The sequence below is a fragment of the Dyella sp. C11 genome (assembly GCF_003121485.1).
Taxonomy (GTDB): Bacteria; Pseudomonadota; Gammaproteobacteria; order Xanthomonadales; family Rhodanobacteraceae; genus Dyella.
Genome location: NZ_QAVX01000012.1, coordinates 37,243 through 54,657 on the forward strand (window position 1 = coordinate 37,243; position 17,415 = coordinate 54,657).

The 17,415-nt window shown below is 63.3% G+C and carries 14 protein-coding genes; 9 read left to right on the forward strand and 5 right to left on the reverse strand.

Translation table 11 applies throughout. The annotated features are described in order from the left end of the window. Nucleotides 1-240: 240 nt before the first annotated feature. The 6 genes from DK366_RS12480 (at nucleotide 241) to DK366_RS12505 (ending at nucleotide 6,154) form a co-directional block, all read left to right on the forward strand. Complete coding sequence (locus tag DK366_RS12480) at nucleotides 241-1,917, forward strand: methyl-accepting chemotaxis protein (protein ID WP_109125886.1); 1,677 nt, start codon at nucleotides 241-243, stop codon at nucleotides 1,915-1,917. 10 nt (nucleotides 1,918-1,927) lie between these two features. Then, a complete protein-coding gene (locus tag DK366_RS12485) occupies nucleotides 1,928-2,761 on the forward strand; it encodes a protein-glutamate O-methyltransferase CheR (RefSeq protein ID WP_109125887.1) in 834 nt (277 codons plus the stop codon). Beyond that, entirely contained in the window at nucleotides 2,754-3,230 is a 477-nt protein-coding gene (locus DK366_RS12490) for a chemotaxis protein CheD (RefSeq protein ID WP_109125888.1), read from the forward strand. The genes DK366_RS12485 and DK366_RS12490 overlap by 8 nt, the downstream gene beginning before the upstream one ends. Nucleotides 3,231-3,244: 14 nt before the next feature. Continuing rightward, nucleotides 3,245-4,756, forward strand: a complete 1,512-nt coding sequence (locus tag DK366_RS12495) for a chemotaxis protein CheW (protein ID WP_198651537.1) — start codon at nucleotides 3,245-3,247, stop codon at nucleotides 4,754-4,756. Nucleotides 4,757-5,014: 258 nt separating this feature from the next. Further along, on the forward strand, nucleotides 5,015-5,401 hold the full coding sequence (locus tag DK366_RS12500; protein ID WP_157956516.1) for an RcnB family protein: 387 nt from the start codon (nucleotides 5,015-5,017) through the stop codon (nucleotides 5,399-5,401). Nucleotides 5,402-5,668: 267 nt separating this feature from the next. Beyond that, entirely contained in the window at nucleotides 5,669-6,154 is a 486-nt protein-coding gene (locus DK366_RS12505; RefSeq protein ID WP_109125891.1) for a DUF3761 domain-containing protein, read from the forward strand. A gap of 112 nt (nucleotides 6,155-6,266) precedes the next feature. Here the strand turns inward: DK366_RS12505 and DK366_RS12510 are convergent, their stop codons facing one another. Next, on the reverse strand, nucleotides 6,267-8,192 hold the full coding sequence (locus DK366_RS12510) for a CocE/NonD family hydrolase (RefSeq protein WP_109125892.1): 1,926 nt from the start codon (nucleotides 8,190-8,192) through the stop codon (nucleotides 6,267-6,269). 189 nt (nucleotides 8,193-8,381) lie between these two features. Between DK366_RS12510 and DK366_RS12515 the strand changes: the two genes are divergently transcribed. Then, the gene (locus DK366_RS12515) at nucleotides 8,382-9,269 is read left to right on the forward strand and encodes a GyrI-like domain-containing protein (protein ID WP_198651538.1); all 888 of its coding nucleotides are present in this window, start codon (nucleotides 8,382-8,384) and stop codon (nucleotides 9,267-9,269) included. A 7-nt stretch (nucleotides 9,270-9,276) separates the two neighbouring features. On the opposite strand, the gene DK366_RS12520 is transcribed toward DK366_RS12515, so the two are convergent. Beyond that, nucleotides 9,277-9,711 (reverse strand): VOC family protein, encoded by a 435-nt coding sequence (locus DK366_RS12520; RefSeq protein WP_109125894.1) that lies wholly within the window; start codon nucleotides 9,709-9,711, stop codon nucleotides 9,277-9,279. Between the two features lie 76 nt (nucleotides 9,712-9,787). After that, complete coding sequence (locus DK366_RS12525) at nucleotides 9,788-11,527, reverse strand: diguanylate cyclase (protein ID WP_232821028.1); 1,740 nt, start codon at nucleotides 11,525-11,527, stop codon at nucleotides 9,788-9,790. A 325-nt stretch (nucleotides 11,528-11,852) separates the two neighbouring features. Between DK366_RS12525 and DK366_RS12530 the strand changes: the two genes are divergently transcribed. Beyond that, a complete protein-coding gene (locus tag DK366_RS12530) occupies nucleotides 11,853-12,410 on the forward strand; it encodes an NADPH-dependent FMN reductase (RefSeq protein ID WP_109125895.1) in 558 nt (185 codons plus the stop codon). Between the two features lie 347 nt (nucleotides 12,411-12,757). Here DK366_RS12530 and ppk1 read toward each other — a convergent pair whose 3' ends face one another. After that, nucleotides 12,758-14,938 (reverse strand): polyphosphate kinase 1, encoded by a 2,181-nt coding sequence (gene ppk1, locus DK366_RS12535; protein ID WP_109125896.1) that lies wholly within the window; start codon nucleotides 14,936-14,938, stop codon nucleotides 12,758-12,760. A gap of 309 nt (nucleotides 14,939-15,247) precedes the next feature. Continuing rightward, nucleotides 15,248-16,030, reverse strand: coding sequence for a helix-turn-helix transcriptional regulator (locus DK366_RS12540; protein ID WP_109125897.1), 783 nt, complete (start codon nucleotides 16,028-16,030; stop codon nucleotides 15,248-15,250). A gap of 125 nt (nucleotides 16,031-16,155) precedes the next feature. On the opposite strand from DK366_RS12540, the gene DK366_RS12545 reads away from it, so the two are divergent. Further along, on the forward strand, nucleotides 16,156-17,412 hold the full coding sequence (locus DK366_RS12545) for an MFS transporter (RefSeq protein WP_109125898.1): 1,257 nt from the start codon (nucleotides 16,156-16,158) through the stop codon (nucleotides 17,410-17,412). Nucleotides 17,413-17,415: the final 3 nt, after the last annotated feature.

The following is a 17,415-nucleotide window of genomic DNA, read 5'->3' on the forward strand; positions in this document are numbered from 1 at the left end:
CATGGTGGTCACGCCGATACCCCAATCGCGGGGGAAGGACACACGACGTTTGCAGCGGTGCCCATGCGAAAACGCGCGGGCAAGCCGTGGCATGCCTCGAATCGTTGAGCAACGCCTTGGGTTACTGCGCGTCGATCGATGCCCAGCGACCAGCGACATCCCCTCCCGCACCGGATTCAACGGGTTTGTCTGCGTTCTTATCAACGAGGGAGAGGGGCCATGGGAAAAGAGACACCAGATATGCAGCTCGAACCGCATGAGCTGCGCGCCGTCAATGAGGCGCTCAACCGTGTGCAGGCAGTGATCGAGTTCGACCTCAAGGGCAAGATCCTCCACGCCAACGACAATTTCCTCAATGCGATGGGTTACACCCTTGAGGACATCCGTGGCCAGCATCACCGCATGTTCTGCGAGCCCGCCTACGCGGCGAGCGCGGAATACAAGAAGTTCTGGGAAAGCCTGGGCAAGGGCGTGCTCGATCGCGGCGAATACAAGCGCATCGGCGGCGACGGCCGCGAGGTGTGGATCAACGCCTCGTACAACCCGGTGTTCGATGAAAACGGCAAGCCGTACAAGGTCATCAAGTTCGCCACCGACGTGACGGCAAGCCGTCAGCAGAAGGCCGAGTTCGAAGGCAAGGTCAACGCCATCGACAAGGCGCAGGCCATGATCGAGTTCGATCTTGGCGGCCACGTGCTGTATGCCAACGACAATTTCCTCAAGGGCATGGGCTACGAGCTGGAGGAAATCCGGGGTCAGCATCACCGCATGTTCTGTGAGGAATCGCACGCGGACAGCCAGGCCTATGCGGACTTCTGGGCCAAGCTCAATCGCGGCGAATTCGATGCCGGCCGCTACAAGCGCGTAGGCAAGGGTGGCCGCACGGTGTGGATCCAGGCCACCTACAACCCGATCTACGACGGCAACGGCCGCCTGTGCAAGGTGGTGAAGTTCGCCACGGATGTCACCGCGCAGGTGGAACTGGAAGAGAGCGTGAAACGTCGCGCGGCGGAGGATCAGCGCAAGGTCGAAGCCCTGCTCAAGACCGTGCGTCTTGCCGCTGAGGGTGACCTTACCGGCGAAGTGCGCGTGGAAGGCAGCGATCCCATCGATCAGCTCGCCGACGGCATCCAGCAGATGATGAGCGACCTGCGCAGCGTCATCGGCAAGGTGGTCGATTCCGCAGGTGGTTTTTCCGGCAGTTCGCAGGAGATCGCCGGCCGCGCCAGCAGCGTGGCCAGCGGTGCACAGCTGCTCGGTGCTACGGTGGAGGAAATGAACGCGTCGATCGAAGAGCTCACCGCCTCGATCAACTCCATCGCCACCAACTCGCGCAGCGCCGACCAGCTGGCCAAGGACACGCACCAGGAAGCCGAGCGTGGCGCCAAGGCCATCACGCGCTCCATCGAAGCGATGGAGCTGATCAACAAGTCGTCCGAAGACATCAGCGAGATCATCAAGGTGATCGGCGAGATCGCCAGCCAGACCAACCTGCTGGCCTTCAACGCCGCCATTGAGGCAGCGCGTGCCGGCGAACACGGCCTGGGCTTCTCCGTGGTGGCCGATGAAGTGCGCAAGCTCGCAGAGCGCTCATCGCAGGCCACCAAGGAAATTTCCAAGCTCATCAACGAGTCGGTAAAGCGCGTGGCGCAGGGCAGCGAGATTTCCAAGCAGGCCGGCGAAGCGTTCGAGAAGATCGTGGCGGGGGTAGGCCGCACCACGCAGGCCATCTCCGAGATCTCCTGCGGCGCGGACGAGCAGCTGGTGGCGGCGCGCGAAGTCAGCGCAGCCATCCAGCAGGTGGCCGAGGAAACCGAGAAGTCGGCTGCCGCGTGCGACACCATCGCCCGTTCCACCACCGTGCTCACGCAGGGCGCGGAAGAGCTGAACGGGACAGTCCAGCGCTTCGTCGTCTGAGGGTGGTGCCATGGAGATCGAGAACGAGATCGACCTGGCCACGCAGCGTGCGCTGCTGGACAAGGTGCGCCGCCATACGGGCATCCATATGGCGGATCGAAAGTGGACCTTGTTGCAGGGGCGTTTGCGTCGCCGCCTTCAGGCATTGGACCTTGGCCGCTACCGCGATTACCTCGCGGTGCTGGATTCCAAGCCCGATGAAGTGGGCAACTTCATCAACCTGGTGACCACCAACGAGACCTCGTTCTTCCGCACGCCGCGCATCTGGGATCACCTCTGGCAGCAGCTGCTGCCGGAGTGGTTCCGGCAGCATCGCGGTGCCACGCTGCAGCTGTGGTCCGCGGCAGCATCCACGGGCGAAGAGGCGTACTCGCTGGCGATGCTGTGCGAGGAATTTCGCGAAAACCACCCGACGTTCAAGTACCAGATCCTGGCCACTGACATCGCCAGCCATGTGCTGGCCGTGGGCAAGGCGGGGCATTACCAGGGCAAGAGCATCGAAGGGTTGAAGCGCACCAAGCCCGAGATGCTTGCCAAGTATTTCCAGGCCAGCGGCGATGGCTACCTGGTGTCACCCACGCTGCGCTCGCACGTGGTGTTTCGCGAGCATCACCTGCACAAGCGACTGGATGGTGCGTCGCGTTTCGATATCACCCTGCTGCGCAACGTCCTCATCTATTTCGACGAAGAAGGGCAGTGCAGCGTGCTGGAGAACGTCCGTCGCGCCATGTCGCCGGGCAGCACGTTGATCATCGGCGAGTCGGAATCGCTGACACGGCTGAACGTAGGTTTTGATTTCGAACAGCCGCTGATCTATCGCAGGCAGGATGGCTTCCATGCCTGACGGGCAGGACATCCAGGTACGCATGTGCGAGGTAAAGGTTGGCAGTGGCACCGACGTGCTTCGCGCCATCCTCGGCTCGTGCGTGGGCATCGGATTGCTGTGGAGAAAGCGCGGCCTCTACGCGATGGCGCATTGCCTGCTGCCTGAGCCACCGCAGGCGCCGGCAGGCGAGGGCGCCAAGTACGTCACCGGCGCCGTGCCGACCTTGCTCTCGATGATGGAGGTGGGGCGCTCGCAGCAGGATGAAGTGGAAGCCGTGATCGCGGGCGGCGCCTGCATGGTGCAGCACGCCACGCCGCCGCGGCACGGTTTGATCGGTGAGCAGAACGCGCGCATGGCGCAGCGGTTGCTGGCCGAGACGAAGATCAAGGTCGTGCATGTCGAGGTAGGCGGCGAGAGTGGCCGCGTGCTGGTGATCGATTGCGCGCAACACCAATTCGCGGTCAAGACCATCGGCCGCACGACGTGAACCGGGGCATGGACATGGCAACTTCAAATGCGTCGACCGTACGACATGAAGGCACGGAACTGTTCGGTTCGTTTCACCTGGGCGATACCGAGCTGGTGCTTCCCGTCGCTACCGTGCAGGAAGTGGTGAACTACCCCGCCGTGGTGACGCAGGTGCCGCTGGCGCCTTCCTACCTGCTGGGTTTGTTCAACCTGCGCGGGCGGCTGATTCCCATCATCCACCTTGGCCAGCTTCTGCAATTGCCCGGCGAGGGTTCGCGGGCCAACGCCAAGATCGCCATCGTCGAATTCCGCCAGGGACGCATCGGCCTGCTGTTCGATGGCACGGGTGAAATTCTCCGCGTGCCCGCCGAGCAGAAGGTCCTGTTCGACGATGGCCAAGGCGAGATGTCGATGATCGGGGGCGCGCTGAAGCTCGATGGCGGCAATCGCATCCTGCAGATTCTCAATGTGGATGCCTTGCATCGCCTACCCGACATGCCGATGCTCAAGGCCGACGCGCAGGCGTCTGAATCCGCACGCCAGCGCGCCGCTCAAGGGCAGCGCCGGCAGGGCGTGTCCTTCCGCGTGAGCGAGACACGCCTGGCACTGCCGATGGGCGCCATCCACGAAATCATCCGCGTGCCGGAGTTGCTGCGCTCCGTGCTCGCCAGCGAGTTGTGCCTGGGCATGCTCAACCTGCGCGGCAACACGGTGCCGGTGATCGACTTTGCACGCTTTCTCGGGCTTCCATGTGCCGTCGCGGAGGGCATGGTTCCGGGTGATTTCGACGATCCGCGGCGCATCGTGGTGATACGCCAGCAAGATATGGATTTCGGCTTGCTGGTCGATGACGTGGAAAGCATCGTCGGCTATCGCGACGAGGAGTTGCTGGCCATTCCGTCGTTCAACGCCGAGCGTCCGCAACTGTTCACGGGCTGCATCAGTCGTGATGGCGCGGCGGACATCATGCTGATCAACGAAGCCGCGTTGCTGGACGACGCCGTGGTCACCGAGCTTACGCAGGGCCACCGCGCGCTGTACCAGGTTGAATCCACGTCGGAACGTGGGCAGGCCAAGCGCCGCAGCGGCGTGCGCGAAACCTATGTCACCTTCAAGCTCGACCAGTTGATGGGCATGCGCATTGACCAGTTGCGCGAAGTGATCGACTTTCCACCCGATGTGATGCAGCCGCCTGGCGCGCCGGATTATGTGCGCGGCATCCTCAATCTTCGTCGCAAGCTGGTCACCATCATCGACCTTCGTGCGCTGTACGGCATGAAAGCCTACGCGGATATCGAAGGCGCCAAGGTACTGGTGGTGGAAAACGACGAGGAGAAGTTCGGGCTGGTGGTGGATGCGATTGAGAACATCGTGACCATCGATGCGGCCGACAAGCTGGTCGTGCCCAGTGTGCTGCGCAACCAGATCGATCACGCGTTGCGCAACGACATGCGCGAAGTGGTGGAACTGCCGGATCAACGCACCCTGCTGTTGCTGGACGCGGCGCCGCTGAAGGAGCGCCTGGGCAACCGCACCGTGCATTGAGCCAGAGAGTACGGATGTCCCCCGGTTTTGCAAAAGCGGAGCAGGGGTTGGCCATGGATGGCTTCTTCCGTGTCGACACACGCATCGAACGCACAAACCCAACGTTCGCTCAACGCAGGAACTTGCGCGTCAGCGGGACGTAATTTTGCGATCGAATTCACCCATCGTGCATCGTTGCGAATCACATCATGGCGCCGCCGTGGAAAAGTGCGCCGGGGGCGCGCCAAGGTCCGCGGCGTTCACCGATGGAGAGTTCGCATGAAGAAGACACTGTTCGCACTGATGTTCGGCGCCGTGATGGCTTCCGGTACGGTCGCCGCCTCGCCGTTTCAGTACGACGACCACCATGATCACTACGACCAGGATCATCATGATCAAGGGCACGACGACCGTGACCATCGCGATGACCGCGACCATCACGACTACGTGATCGTGCACGATCGCGGCAATCACGAGGGTTGGTACCACCGTGGTGGACGTGTGCCCGAGGAGTACTACCACGACCGCCGTTACTACGTGGACTACCACGCCTACCACCTGGCGCCGCCGCCGCCGGAGCACGTGTGGGTGCGCAGCGACACCGGCGATTTCCTGCTGGTTGCGGTAGCTACCGGCGTCATCGCCGACCTGGTGATCAACCACTGATCCCTGCGAACGGCATCGTGGTCGAACCACGATGCCGTTCGGTTCGCACGATTTTGCGAAATGACATCACGCCAGATAAACGCATATTCGGTCAGCGTGACGACGTGTCACGCGACGGGCGCATAGTGCCCGCACAGGCGCGACGCGCTTGGGATGCGCCATCTATCGACCATGAGTTGTCGATGCCGATGACGCGATAGGGGATGCACGTCAGCTCGCCGGGTGTGCTTCCCATGGGCAGGCGAATTCGCACGGGAGGGATCGAAGATGAAATCGTACGGGTTGATCGCAGTGTTGCTCGCGGGTCTTCTGGCCGGGCCGGCCGTTTATGCGCAGCAATCCGCCGCGCCTGCCGGATCCACGGGACAGTGCAAGGACGGAAGCTATACCGACCACGCCACCAAGAAGGGTGCGTGCTCGGGCCACCAAGGTGTGAAGGAGTGGTACACCACTGCTGCAGCAGCACCTGCTGCCGCCGCGCCCGCCGCTGCTCCGGCTGCCGCGCCTGCGGCTGCCAGCAAGAGCACCGCGGCAACACCAGCGTCGAGCACGAAGGCGTCCGGTCCGCAGCCGCCGGCCAACGCCGCGCCGGGCGGTGGTCCGGGCCTGGTGTGGGTGAACGACAGCAGCAAGGTTTATCACTGCCAGGGTGACAAGTGGTACGGCAAGACCAAAGCCGGTTCGTACATGAGCGAAGCCGATGCGAAGGCCAAGGGCTATCACGCGGATCACGGGAAAGCCTGTACGCAGTGACGGGTTGATGGATTGAATGAAAAAGGCCCGCGATTGCGGGCCTTTTTCATGTGTCGCCAGGCGTCTTGCTGCGCGATGCCGAGAGAAGACGCAGTGACTTTGCCGAGCCATGTCAGCCGTTGGGCACCACCGGCAACTGGATGAAGCTGGCGGTGCCGGGCGTGTGCCACACGCGCTGTGTCGCCTTTTGATAATCGGAAGGCTTTGCTTCGAAAATATTCGGCACGAACGTCTGCGGGTTGCGGTCGTACAGTGGAAACAGGCTGGACTGCACCTGCACCATGATGCGATGCCCCGGTTGGAATACGTGGTTCGTGGTGGGCAGGCCGAAGGAGTAAAGCAACGGCTGGTCCGGTGTCAGCGACTGCGGGTGCTCGAAGCTGGTGCGGTAGCGGCCGCGGAAGATATCCAGTGACACCGCGAGCTCGTAGCCACCCATCTCCGGCTGCGAGGGCACGGTGCTGGGGTACACGTCGATCAACTTCACCACCCAGTCGCTGTCGGTGCCGCTGGTGGACGCATAGAGATTCACCTCCGGCACGCCGCCAATGTGCACGGGGGCGGTGAGTGGTTCGCTCACGTAGGTCAGTACGTCTGGACGTCCATCCACGAAGCGCTGGTCGTTGACCAGCCAGCGTGTCCACGCGTCGTGGTCGGCGAAGTGCACGGGCCGTGGCTGATACGGCACCGGCTTCGACGGATCGGAAACGTACTCGTCGTACTTCGCCGCATGGTCGTCCGGCGCGTTGAACGACAATGATCCATGGTCGCCAAGGTAAAGCGCCTTGGGTTTGTTGGCGCAACCCTTGTCGCAGCTCAACGGCCACGACTTGTAGCGATCCCAGTGGTTCTCGCCGGTGTTGTAGATCAGCACCGGCGGCGTATTCGCCTTGGGTGCGCCCGAGACCAGGTACTGGTCGAAGAAGGGCTTGAGCACGTCGCGGCGGAATTGCAGGGCGGTATCGCCGTCCCATTGCAACGGTCCCAGCGAGCGGCCGTCGTAATTGACCTGGCTGTGGCGCCACGGGCCCATCACGAGGAAGTTCTTGTCGTTTGCCTTGTCCTTGGGCTCGGTGGCCATGTAGCTGTGGATGGCGCCCCACATGTCTTCCTGGTCCCACAGGCCCTGCAACCACATGGTGGGCACGGTGAGCGGCTGTTGCGCCATGATCTTGTCCAGCGCCTGGCCCTGCCAGAAGGCGTCATAGGAAGGGTGCTCGTCGAGCTTGCGCCAGAACGGCAACTGTTCGAAGCCGTGCGCGCGGGCGTAGTCGCCGGCCGAACCGGCCTCGAGGAAGTTGGTGTAGTCGTCGAAACCCGCGCGCACCACGCCTTCGCCTTTGCCCTTCTGCGCCGTCTGGCTGGAGATGTAGTCGAAGTTGGTCTGGCGGAACGCGCCGTAGTGGAACCAGTCGTCGCCCATCCAGCCATCCACCATGGGGCTTTCCGGCGCGGCGACCTTGAGCGCGGGGTGCGGATGGATCAACGCCATCACCACCGTGAAGCCCTCGTAGGACGAGCCGATCATGCCTACGCGGCCATTGGACTCGGGGATGTTCTTCACCAGCCAGTCGATGGTGTCGTAGGCGTCGGTGGAATGATCCACCTCGCTGCTGTTGAGCGGCCCACGCAAGGGGCGGGTCATCACGTAGTCGCCTTCCGAGCCGTACTTGCCGCGCACATCCTGGAATACCCGGATGTAGCCGCTGTGCACGAACACTTCATCACTCTGCGGCAGCGTGGCGTCCATGTGCGGCGAGGCGAAGCGCTTGGCGCGACCGCTGGCGTCGTATGGCGTGCGGGTCAGCAGGATCGGCGCACCCTGTGCGCCCTTGGGTATCACGATCACGGTGTGCAGCTTCACGCCGTCACGCATCGGAATCATCACGTCGCGCTTCACGTAATCGTTGGCCGACGTGTCTGCCGCCGGGGCGTGTTGCGGCACATCCGGCGTGAGCGGTGCCGTCTGGGCTTGGGCCAGCGTGGCGGTGAACGCAGCAAGCGTGGCAATGGCGAGCAGGCGACGGCGGTTGGGCATGAATCCTCCAGGCAGGTAGGGCTTGCAGATGAACGTAGGCGCAGAGCCTCGACTGTAAGCGACTGGCCTTGGGGCTCCCACCATGACTTCCTCCCTATGGCCAACGCGAACGCGACGATTGAGCAAGAATGGGAATGCAACCGTCTGCGACGCCAGCCACGCTGGCGCCGTTCTCACCGGGAGCCGGCCATGAAAGCCAATACTCGCGAGGATTACCTGCGCCGCATCGATCGCGTGGTTGCCCTGTTGCAGTCCACGGTGGAGCGAGGCGGCGAGTTGCCCGATCTTGCCGTCATGGCCGCTGCCGCCCATCTGTCCCCGTTTCATTTTCATCGGATCTATCGCGCGCTCTCGGGCGAAACCGTCGGGCAGACGGTGACCCGGCTGCGCCTCATGTGCGCGTTGAGCCTGCTGCAGCGATCCGCTGGGCACGTCACCGAGGTAGCGTTGACGGCTGGCTATGAAACGCCGCAGTCCTTCGCGCGTGCCGTCAGGCAGGTGTTCGACGCCACGCCAAGCGAGCTGCGTGGCGAGCCGGATCGCCTGCACGCGGCGATCGAGCGGCTCCGCCATCCGGCCCTGGGCGATCGGATGTCGCAGACATCGTTCGCCGTCGAGGTGGTATCGGTCCAGCCGTTCCAGGTGGTGGCGACCCGTCATGAGGGTGATCACCGCGGCCTCGACGAATCGTTTGGACGTCTATTTGCATGGGCCGCCGACCATGGCCTGCTGGAACGTGTCCAGGGCATCTATGGCGTGGCACACGATACGGCGTCGGAGACCGTGCCCGATCACGGCGCATTCGACTGCGCACTGGCTTTCGCGGGCGATGACGTGGCAACAGATGCCTTCACGTACCCCTTGTCGTTGGGTGGCGGCTGTTGGGCGCGCTGGCGCCATGTGGGCACCTACGATGGGCTCGGTGCGCTCACCGATCAGCTCATCGCCCACTGGTTGCCTGGCAGCGGCCATGTATTGCGCGACCAGGCTCCGTTCCGGCATTTCCTCGATGATCCCGAGGAAACACCCGTGGACCTGCTGCGTGCCGATGTCTATCTGCCGGTAGAACCTTGTTGAGCCTGGTTCAGGCGCTGTGCTCGTTCCAGGGATCGTAGCTGCCGAACCACCACAGATGGCCCTCCGGGTCGCGGCAACTGTAGCCTGCGCCGCCATAATCCTTTTCTTCGTAAGCGTCGACGATGGCGGCGCCGGCGGCCTTGGCCTGCTCATAGTGCGCCTTGCAGTCCTTCACGATCACGCAGGCGCATTGCGTTTCGCGCCCGCCCACTTCGTCGGGTTGCACCATGCGTTGCCCGAACGCGTTGTCGTTGACGGAGCCAAGCATCAGCATGCCGCTGCCGTAGATGAGTTGTGCGTGCGCTACGCCGCCGTTCTCGTCGTCATAGACCACGTGCTTCTGGAATCCGAAGGCCTTGCATAGCCAGTCGATGGCGGCGTGCGCATCGCGATAGCGCAGGGAGGGAATGATGGTGCTGCCGGAAACGACAGGCTTGCTCATGGCGTTGCTCCGTGGCGGGTTGGCTACAGCCTAACGCGCCCAACGGCGTTGTCTTGTGGATTTTCCGAGTGCGGCGTCAGGCGCGCCGGTCGGTTTCCACGGCACGTGGCCACGGGCGCCGCGCAGGTGTCTCCAGTTCCTCGTCCAGGCGGGCACGATTGCGGCCGGCCAACTTGGCCCGGTACATGGCCAGGTCCGAACGTTCGACCAGCGTGTCGACCGTGTCCTCGGGCACGCGCATGGCGATGCCAATGCTCACGCTCAGTACCAGGCCCTCCTGGTTCACCGGAATATCCAGTCGGTGCACGCGGCGACACAGGCGCGTCGCCACTTGCATCGCCTGGTTTTGCTCGATGCCGAACAGCATGGCTACGAATTCCTCGCCGCCATAGCGCCCCAGCAGATCGTGCGGGCGCAGCTCGTGCTTCAGCGCGTCGGCAACAGCCACCAGGGCGCGATCGCCCGCAGCGTGGCCCTGGCGGTCGTTGAGCAGCTTGAAGTGGTCCAGGTCAAGGAACAGCAGGGCGATGGGATGCGCGTTGCCGCTGCCAAGCACCTTGCGCATGCTTTCCGTCCAGGCGCGGCGGTTGAGCACGTTGGTGAGCGCGTCGGTGTCTGCCAGTTCCTGCACCATGTGGCGGTCGCGCCGCATCATCAGGGCACGATCGGCAAGGCCCAGCGACAACACGATGGCTTCGAATGCACCGGCGGCCAGGCAGGCGTCGCCAAGCCATGCGACGTCTGCCAGCATGCCCGTCATCTGCGAACTGAACAGCGCGGTGAGCGCCAGCAGCGGCGTCCAGCCGGCGAGGAAAAACCAGGCCGGGCGCGAGCCCTGGACAGCCGCCACGATGGCCGCCGACAGCAGCAACAACGTGCCGATGACCAGCAGTGGCGTCACCAGCACCTGCGCCGTCTGCTGCAACACCGCCACCTGGCTGTTGTCCAGCAACACCACCAGCGGCATGCCCACGGCCAGCGCCACCGTGGGCAGGTGAAGTACGGGAGCGTAGCGCGGCAACTCGCAGAAGCGCGAAACGAACATCGCGGCGAACGCCAGCGAAAGCGCCATCGCCGAACTACTGAGCAAGGCCGCATTGCCCGCCAGCCAGGTCAGTTCCAGCGGATGGAACAGATAGCCTGTCTGTGCGCCCTGGATCAGCGCATAACAAAGCACGTAGCCCGCGTACCAGGCGAAGGTGCTGTCGCGCAGCATCATCGCAAGGCACAACGCCATCAGCGACATCGCCACCATGATGGCGAAGCACGCACTGGCAAAGGCGAGCCAGTGTTCGTCCGTCTGCAGGTATTCGTCCCATGGCTGCAGGCGGAAGCTGGCTACCGCGTATCCCGCATCGCCCGGCTCGATCTTCACCAGGATGGGCGTGGACGCCGGCGTGTCCGCCGTGATGCGGAAGGCGAGCCTGCCGTTGCCGTGCGCGCTGGCGACAAAGTCATCCAGCGACATGGTGAGCGACGCGCCATGCGGATCGAACAGGGTCACCGGTGCCGACGGTGGTGGGTAGACGGACAGCACCCGTTCTTCGTTCACCAGGGGCGGCTGCGGTTGCAGGACCACCCAGGTGCCCAGCCCGCGCCGTGAGAAGCGCTGCAGAAGGTAAGGGTCGAAGGTGGCGAATTCGCCACGGTGATAGGCATCCAGCGCCGACTGCGGGGTGTCGCCAGGCATCACCTCGCGCACGGCACCGGTCAACGGTGTACCTGCGTGTGCTGCAAAGGCGAGCAGCACCAGGGCGAGGATGCCAAGCATCCGCCCGTAGCCACGCTTCGCCAACGACGCGACTGGCCAACCCATGATCCGGTTCCCCCTTGTCGCGCACCCCGGTCCTGGGGTCGCGCGCAGTTTCACAACCGTTCCGGTTGTCCCTGTAAGCAGATACCCGCGGTACCGGCGGCGCGGGCAGGGCATCGTCCTTGCTATCGACGAGACATGACGGTGAGGGTCGGTCTCGCTGGATCCATGACGCAGATGACGTCAAGCCGTATGGAAGGCTAAGCGCCTAGCATGCCACAAGGATGTGGATGGTGCGCGAAGTCGCTTATCACGAGGGATTCACTGCCCTTGATGCCATGCTGGGGCCTATCTCTTTTGGCCTATCCAGCACTCGGGAGTTGATGGCATGAGCAAGATTCGCGTGGCCGTTCTCGTCGGCAGCCTGCGCAAGGCTTCCTTCAATCGCCACCTGGCGCGTGCGGTGGAACGCCTGGCGTCCGATGACTTCGTTTTCGAACACATCCGCATCGACAACCTGCCGCTCTACAACCAGGACTTCGACGCGGACTATCCGGCCGAATGCAAGCGCCTCAAGGACGAGATTGCCTCGGCCGACGCGTTGCTGTTCGTCACGGCGGAATACAACCGTTCGATTCCTGGTGTACTCAAGAATGCCATCGATATCGCCTCGCGCCCGTGGGGTACCAATTCCTTCAAGGGCAAACCCGGCGCGGTGATTGGCGTATCCGTGGGAGCGACGGGTACGGCGTTGGCGCAACAACATCTGCGCAACGTGCTTTCCTATCTGGACGTGCTGGTCGAGGGACAGCCGGAAGTGTTCATCCAGAACAAGGAAGGGCTGTTCAGCGAGGACGGCACGATCAACAACGAAGGCACCGAAAAATTCCTGCAGGGATTCGTGGATCGCTACAGCGACTGGGTGAAGCACCTGCTCAGCCGCTGACAGCGCAAATAAAACGGCTGACAGCGCAAATAGAAAAGCCCCGGTCACTGCCGGGGCTTTTGTTGCTTGGGGCTGAGCTCAATGAATGCCCGTCGTACCGGTGGTACCTGTGGTGCCACCCGCGCCGGTGGCGGCGCCGCCCCCGCGCCCGCACTTGCACCTGCGGCACCGTTGCACGGCATGAGGGCGACCAATGGTTTCATGGGAACGCCTGTGGCGGCCCTGTTGGGCTGGATGAATTTCCGCCACATGACGCAGCCGCCTGCGACGGCGAAGCCGGCAAAGGGCGGCTTCACGCCAAGGAGTTTTCAGTCAGTTCTATGGGGGCAAGGGTGGTGCCGTGAAGGTCATGTCTCGGTCGCAGCGCCCGAGCCGCACAGCTTCTCCAATAGCTGCACCTGCACGTTGCGTGCGCCCTGGCTGGTGCTGGGCTTGGTGCGCGTGTAGCGGCCATCTGCGTGCAGCAGCCATGCGCTGGAATTATCGGCGAGGTAAAGCTCCAGTTCCTTCTTCAGGCGCGCGTGGAGCTTCTTGCCTTCCACCGGGAAGCCGGTTTCCACACGGCGATCCAGATTGCGTTCCATCAGGTCGGCGCTGGCAAGGTAGAACTGTTCGTCGCCATGGTTGAGGAACCAGTACACGCGGCTGTGTTCCAGGAAGCGACCCACGATGGAACGCACGCGGATGTTGTGCGACACGCCCGGCACACCAGGGCGCAGGCAGCACATGCCGCGCACGATCATGTCCACCTTCACGCCGGCCATGCTGGCCTTGTAGAGCGCGCGGATCATCTTGGCATCGGTGACGGCGTTGACCTTGATGATGATCTGCGCCGGCTTGCCTGCCGTGGCGTGCGCGGTTTCGCGCGCGATCATCTCCAGCAACGTCTTTTTCAGCGTAAAGGGGGCGTGCAGCAGCTTCTTCATCTGCAGCAGCTTGCCCATGCCGGTGAGCTGGCTGAAGAGCTTGTGCACGTCTTCGCACAGCGCCTGGTCGGACGTGAGCAGGCTGTAGTCGGTGTAGAGGCGTGCGTTGCCGGTGTGGTAGTTGCCGGTGCCCAGGTGCGCGTAACGCACCAGTTCCTCGCCTTCGCGACGCTGGATCAGCATGAGCTTGGCGTGTGTTTTCACGCCGACCACGCCGTAGATCACCATCGCACCGGCCTGCTGCAGGCGCGAGGCGAGCGAGAGATTGGATTCCTCATCGAAGCGGGCGCGCAGTTCGATGACGACGGTGACTTCCTTGCCCGCCCGCGCCGCGTCCACCAGCGCATCGACGATCTCGGAATTGGCGCCGCTGCGATAAAGCGTCTGCTTGATCGCCAGCACATTGGGGTCTTTGGCGGCCTGGTGCAGCAGGTCGACCACCGGGGCAAACGATTCGTACGGATGCAGCAGCAAGACGTCCTGCCGGCCAATGACCTGGAACAGGTCTTCTGCCTTCTTCAGCGCCTTGGGAATCGACGGTGTGAACGGGGGATATTGCAGTTCCGGGCGCTGGATCTTGCTGGCCAGGCCGAACAGGCGCGCCAGGTTCACGGGGCCGTTCACTTCGTACATTTCGGCGGCGGTCAGGCCGAACTGTCGCAGCAGGTAATCGGTGAGCTCGGCAGGGCAGTTGTCGGCCACTTCCAGTCGCACGGCGTCGCCGAAGCGGCGCGAGTACAGTTCGCCACGCAGTGCACGGGCGAGATCCTCGACATCTTCCGGATCAATGGTGAGGTCGGCGTTGCGCGTCAGGCGGAACTGGTAACAACCCCGCACGGACATGCCGGGGAACAGTTCCTCGGCATGCGCATGGATGATCGAGGAGAGCAGCACGAAGTTGTCGCCGCCTTCGCACACTTCATCCGGCAGGCGGATCAGGCGCGGCAGCACGCGCGGTGCCGGAACGATGGCCAGGCCCGAATCGCGACCGAACGCATCCGTGCCTTCCAGCTGCACGATGAAGTTCAGGCTCTTGTTCACCAGCAACGGGAACGGATGCGTGGGATCGAGGCCGATCGGCGTGACCAGCGGACCCACTTCCTGCTTGAAGTAGCGGCGCACCCAGAGCTTCTGCTTGTGCGACCACTCGTTGCGGCGAACGATGCGGATGCCGTGGAGTTTCAGCTCGGGCAGGATCTTGTCGTTGAGGATGGCGTACTGCCGCTCGATCTGCTTGTGCGTGATCTCGCTGATCTCGGCGAGCGCCTTGCGAGGCGGCACACCGTCGGACCCGACGATCTCGTGATCGAACGCGATCTGGCTCTTCAAACCCGCCACGCGGATCTCGAAGAACTCGTCCATGTTGCTGGAAAAGATCAGCAGGAACTTGAGGCGTTCGAGAATGGGTTTGGTTTCATCCAGCGCCTGCTCGAGCACACGGATATTGAATTGCAGCTGCGACAGCTCGCGGTTGATGTAAAGGCTGGGATCGTTGAGATCCGGCACGGTTGGGAGGGAAGGGACCTCGGCCGGCGTGGCGCGCGCAGTGTCTGCGGCTACGGCATCGCGCTCGGCGCTGGTCTGGACGGCATCGTTGCTCATCGTGTCACCGTTCTATGGGCGGCGCGCGAAAGTCGCGCTATCCGCGAATGGAAAGCATGGTAAGCCGCCAATTGCGACCGGGCCATGGCAGTTAGGCGCACATCTGCGCTGTCATATGATCGACATATTGCCCGCGGCATCTGACGACTCCATGACAGTGCCTTCACTAATGTCATGGCGCCGTGATGCAAGGGCAGATCCAGCTGTCGTGTAGGAGCGCGCTTGCGCGCGACCTGGTGTGCGCTGGGGCGTGCGGGTTGGTCGCGCACAAGTGCGCTCCTACAAAGAAGTGCGTGCTCTTTCTTGATGTCACGCCGCAGGTGAAGCGAGATAGCGGGTTGGCGCCATGCCCAGCACGCGCCGAAACGCTGCAGTGAATGCGCTTGGATTGCCGTATCCCAGATCCATCGCCACCTGCGTGATCGCCTCGCCGTTGCCCAGCCGCGTCAGCGCGGACAACAGGCAGGCCTGCTGTCGCCACGCGGTGAAGCTCATGCCCGTTTCCTCGCGGAAAGTGCGAGTGAAATGCCGTCGACTCATGCCGGCACGACGCGCCATGTCGTCGATCTTCACTTCCTGCGAGGGTTCCTCGAGCAAATCACGGCACAGGGCGGCAAGGCGCTTTTCGTGTGGCAGCGGTGCGCTGAGCGGCAGCACCGGCATGCGGCGGATTTCATCCAGAAGCAGCGCCATGACGCGACCATCGCGCCCGTCCAGGTCGTACTCGGCGGGCAAGTCCACCGCTTCCATCAGCAGTTCGTGGAGCAGCGGGGAGACGGCGATCACCACGCAGCGCTCGGACAAGCCTGCAGCCTGCGCGGCTTCCGGGGTCACATAGGCGCTGCGCGTGGCGACCGGGCCGCCCATGTGCACTTCGTGCGCGACGCCAGCAGGTATCCACAGCGCCCGCCGGGGCGGCACGACCCAGCTGCCTTCGTTGGTAATGGTGGTGAACACGCCGGTAGAGGCATACAGGAGCTGGCCGCGCCGGTGCGAGTGCGAAGGCAGCACGTGGTGCGGCGGATACTCGTTGCCCGTGGCGATGACGTCCCGGGGCGTGCGGTCGAACGCTTCAACGCGGGTGTTGCGCATGGGTTTGGCCCATTTTCGACAAATATTGACCCGGCAATGCATGCGGGCCTGAGCTGGTCACTTTAAGGTGGCGATCCCGGGCACGCAACCGCGTCGCCATGCCGCACTTCCGCCCAAGAGTCCCCATGCAAACCCGCGTCGAAGACATGCCATTGGCCGCAGCACCGTCCGCCGTTCCTCCTGCCGCTTCCGTCGAACAAATAGCCAGCGAGCAGGGAACCGAATTTCGTGTGCTGGGGGCGATCAGCTTCTCGCACCTGCTCAACGACATGATCCAGTCGTTGATCCTGGCGATCTATCCCATCCTCAAGAGCGGCTTCAACCTCACTTTCGCGCAGATCGGCCTGATCACGTTGACGTACCAGATCACCGCATCGCTATTGCAGCCGGCGGTGGGTCTGATCACCGACAAGAAGCCGATGCCGTATTCGTTGCCGATTGGCATGGGCTTTACCTTGTGCGGTCTGCTGCTGCTCGCCTTCGCGCCGAACTTCGGCGTGCTGCTGGTGGCTGCCGCGCTGGTGGGTACGGGGTCGTCGGTGTTTCACCCCGAATCCTCGCGCGTGGCGCGCATGGCGTCGGGCGGCCGTCATGGCCTGGCGCAGTCACTGTTCCAGGTGGGTGGCAATGCCGGTGCATCGCTGGGGCCGTTGCTGGCGGCGTGGATCATCGTGCCGCATGGGCAGCACAGCGTGGCGTGGTTCTCGCTGGCGGCGCTGCTGGCCATCGTGGTGCTGCTGCAGGTGAGCCGCTGGTATCGCGACCATCACGCAGTGCGCGGCAAGGCCAAGGCACGCCGTGCATCGCATATCGTGCTGACGAAGGCGCAGGTGGCGTGGTCGCTGCTGATTCTGGGGCTGCTGATCTTCTCCAAGTATTTCTACCTGGCGAGCCTCAGCAGCTATTACACGTTCTATCTGATGCAGAAGTTCGGCGTGTCGGTGCAGAACGCGCAGACGCACCTGTTCGTGTTCCTGTTTGCCGTGGCCGCGGGTTCGCTTATCGGCGGCCCGGTGGGGGATCGCATTGGCCGCAAATGGGTGATCTGGGCATCCATTCTTGGCGTGGCACCGTTCACGCTCATCCTTCCGCACGCCAGCCTGTTCTGGACCGGCGTGCTCACGGTGATCATCGGCCTGATCCTGGCCTCGGCGTTCTCCGCCATCCTGGTCTACGCGCAGGAGCTGATTCCCGGTCGCGTCGGCATGGTGTCAGGCCTGTTCTTCGGCTTCGCGTTCGGCATGGGCGGCATTGGTGCAGCGGTGCTGGGCCACGTCGCCGATGCGCGTGGCATCGAGTACGTCTACGGCCTGTGCGCCTACCTGCCGTTGATCGGCATCATCACGGCCTTCCTGCCCAACGTGGAAGGCAAGAAGGCCTGATGC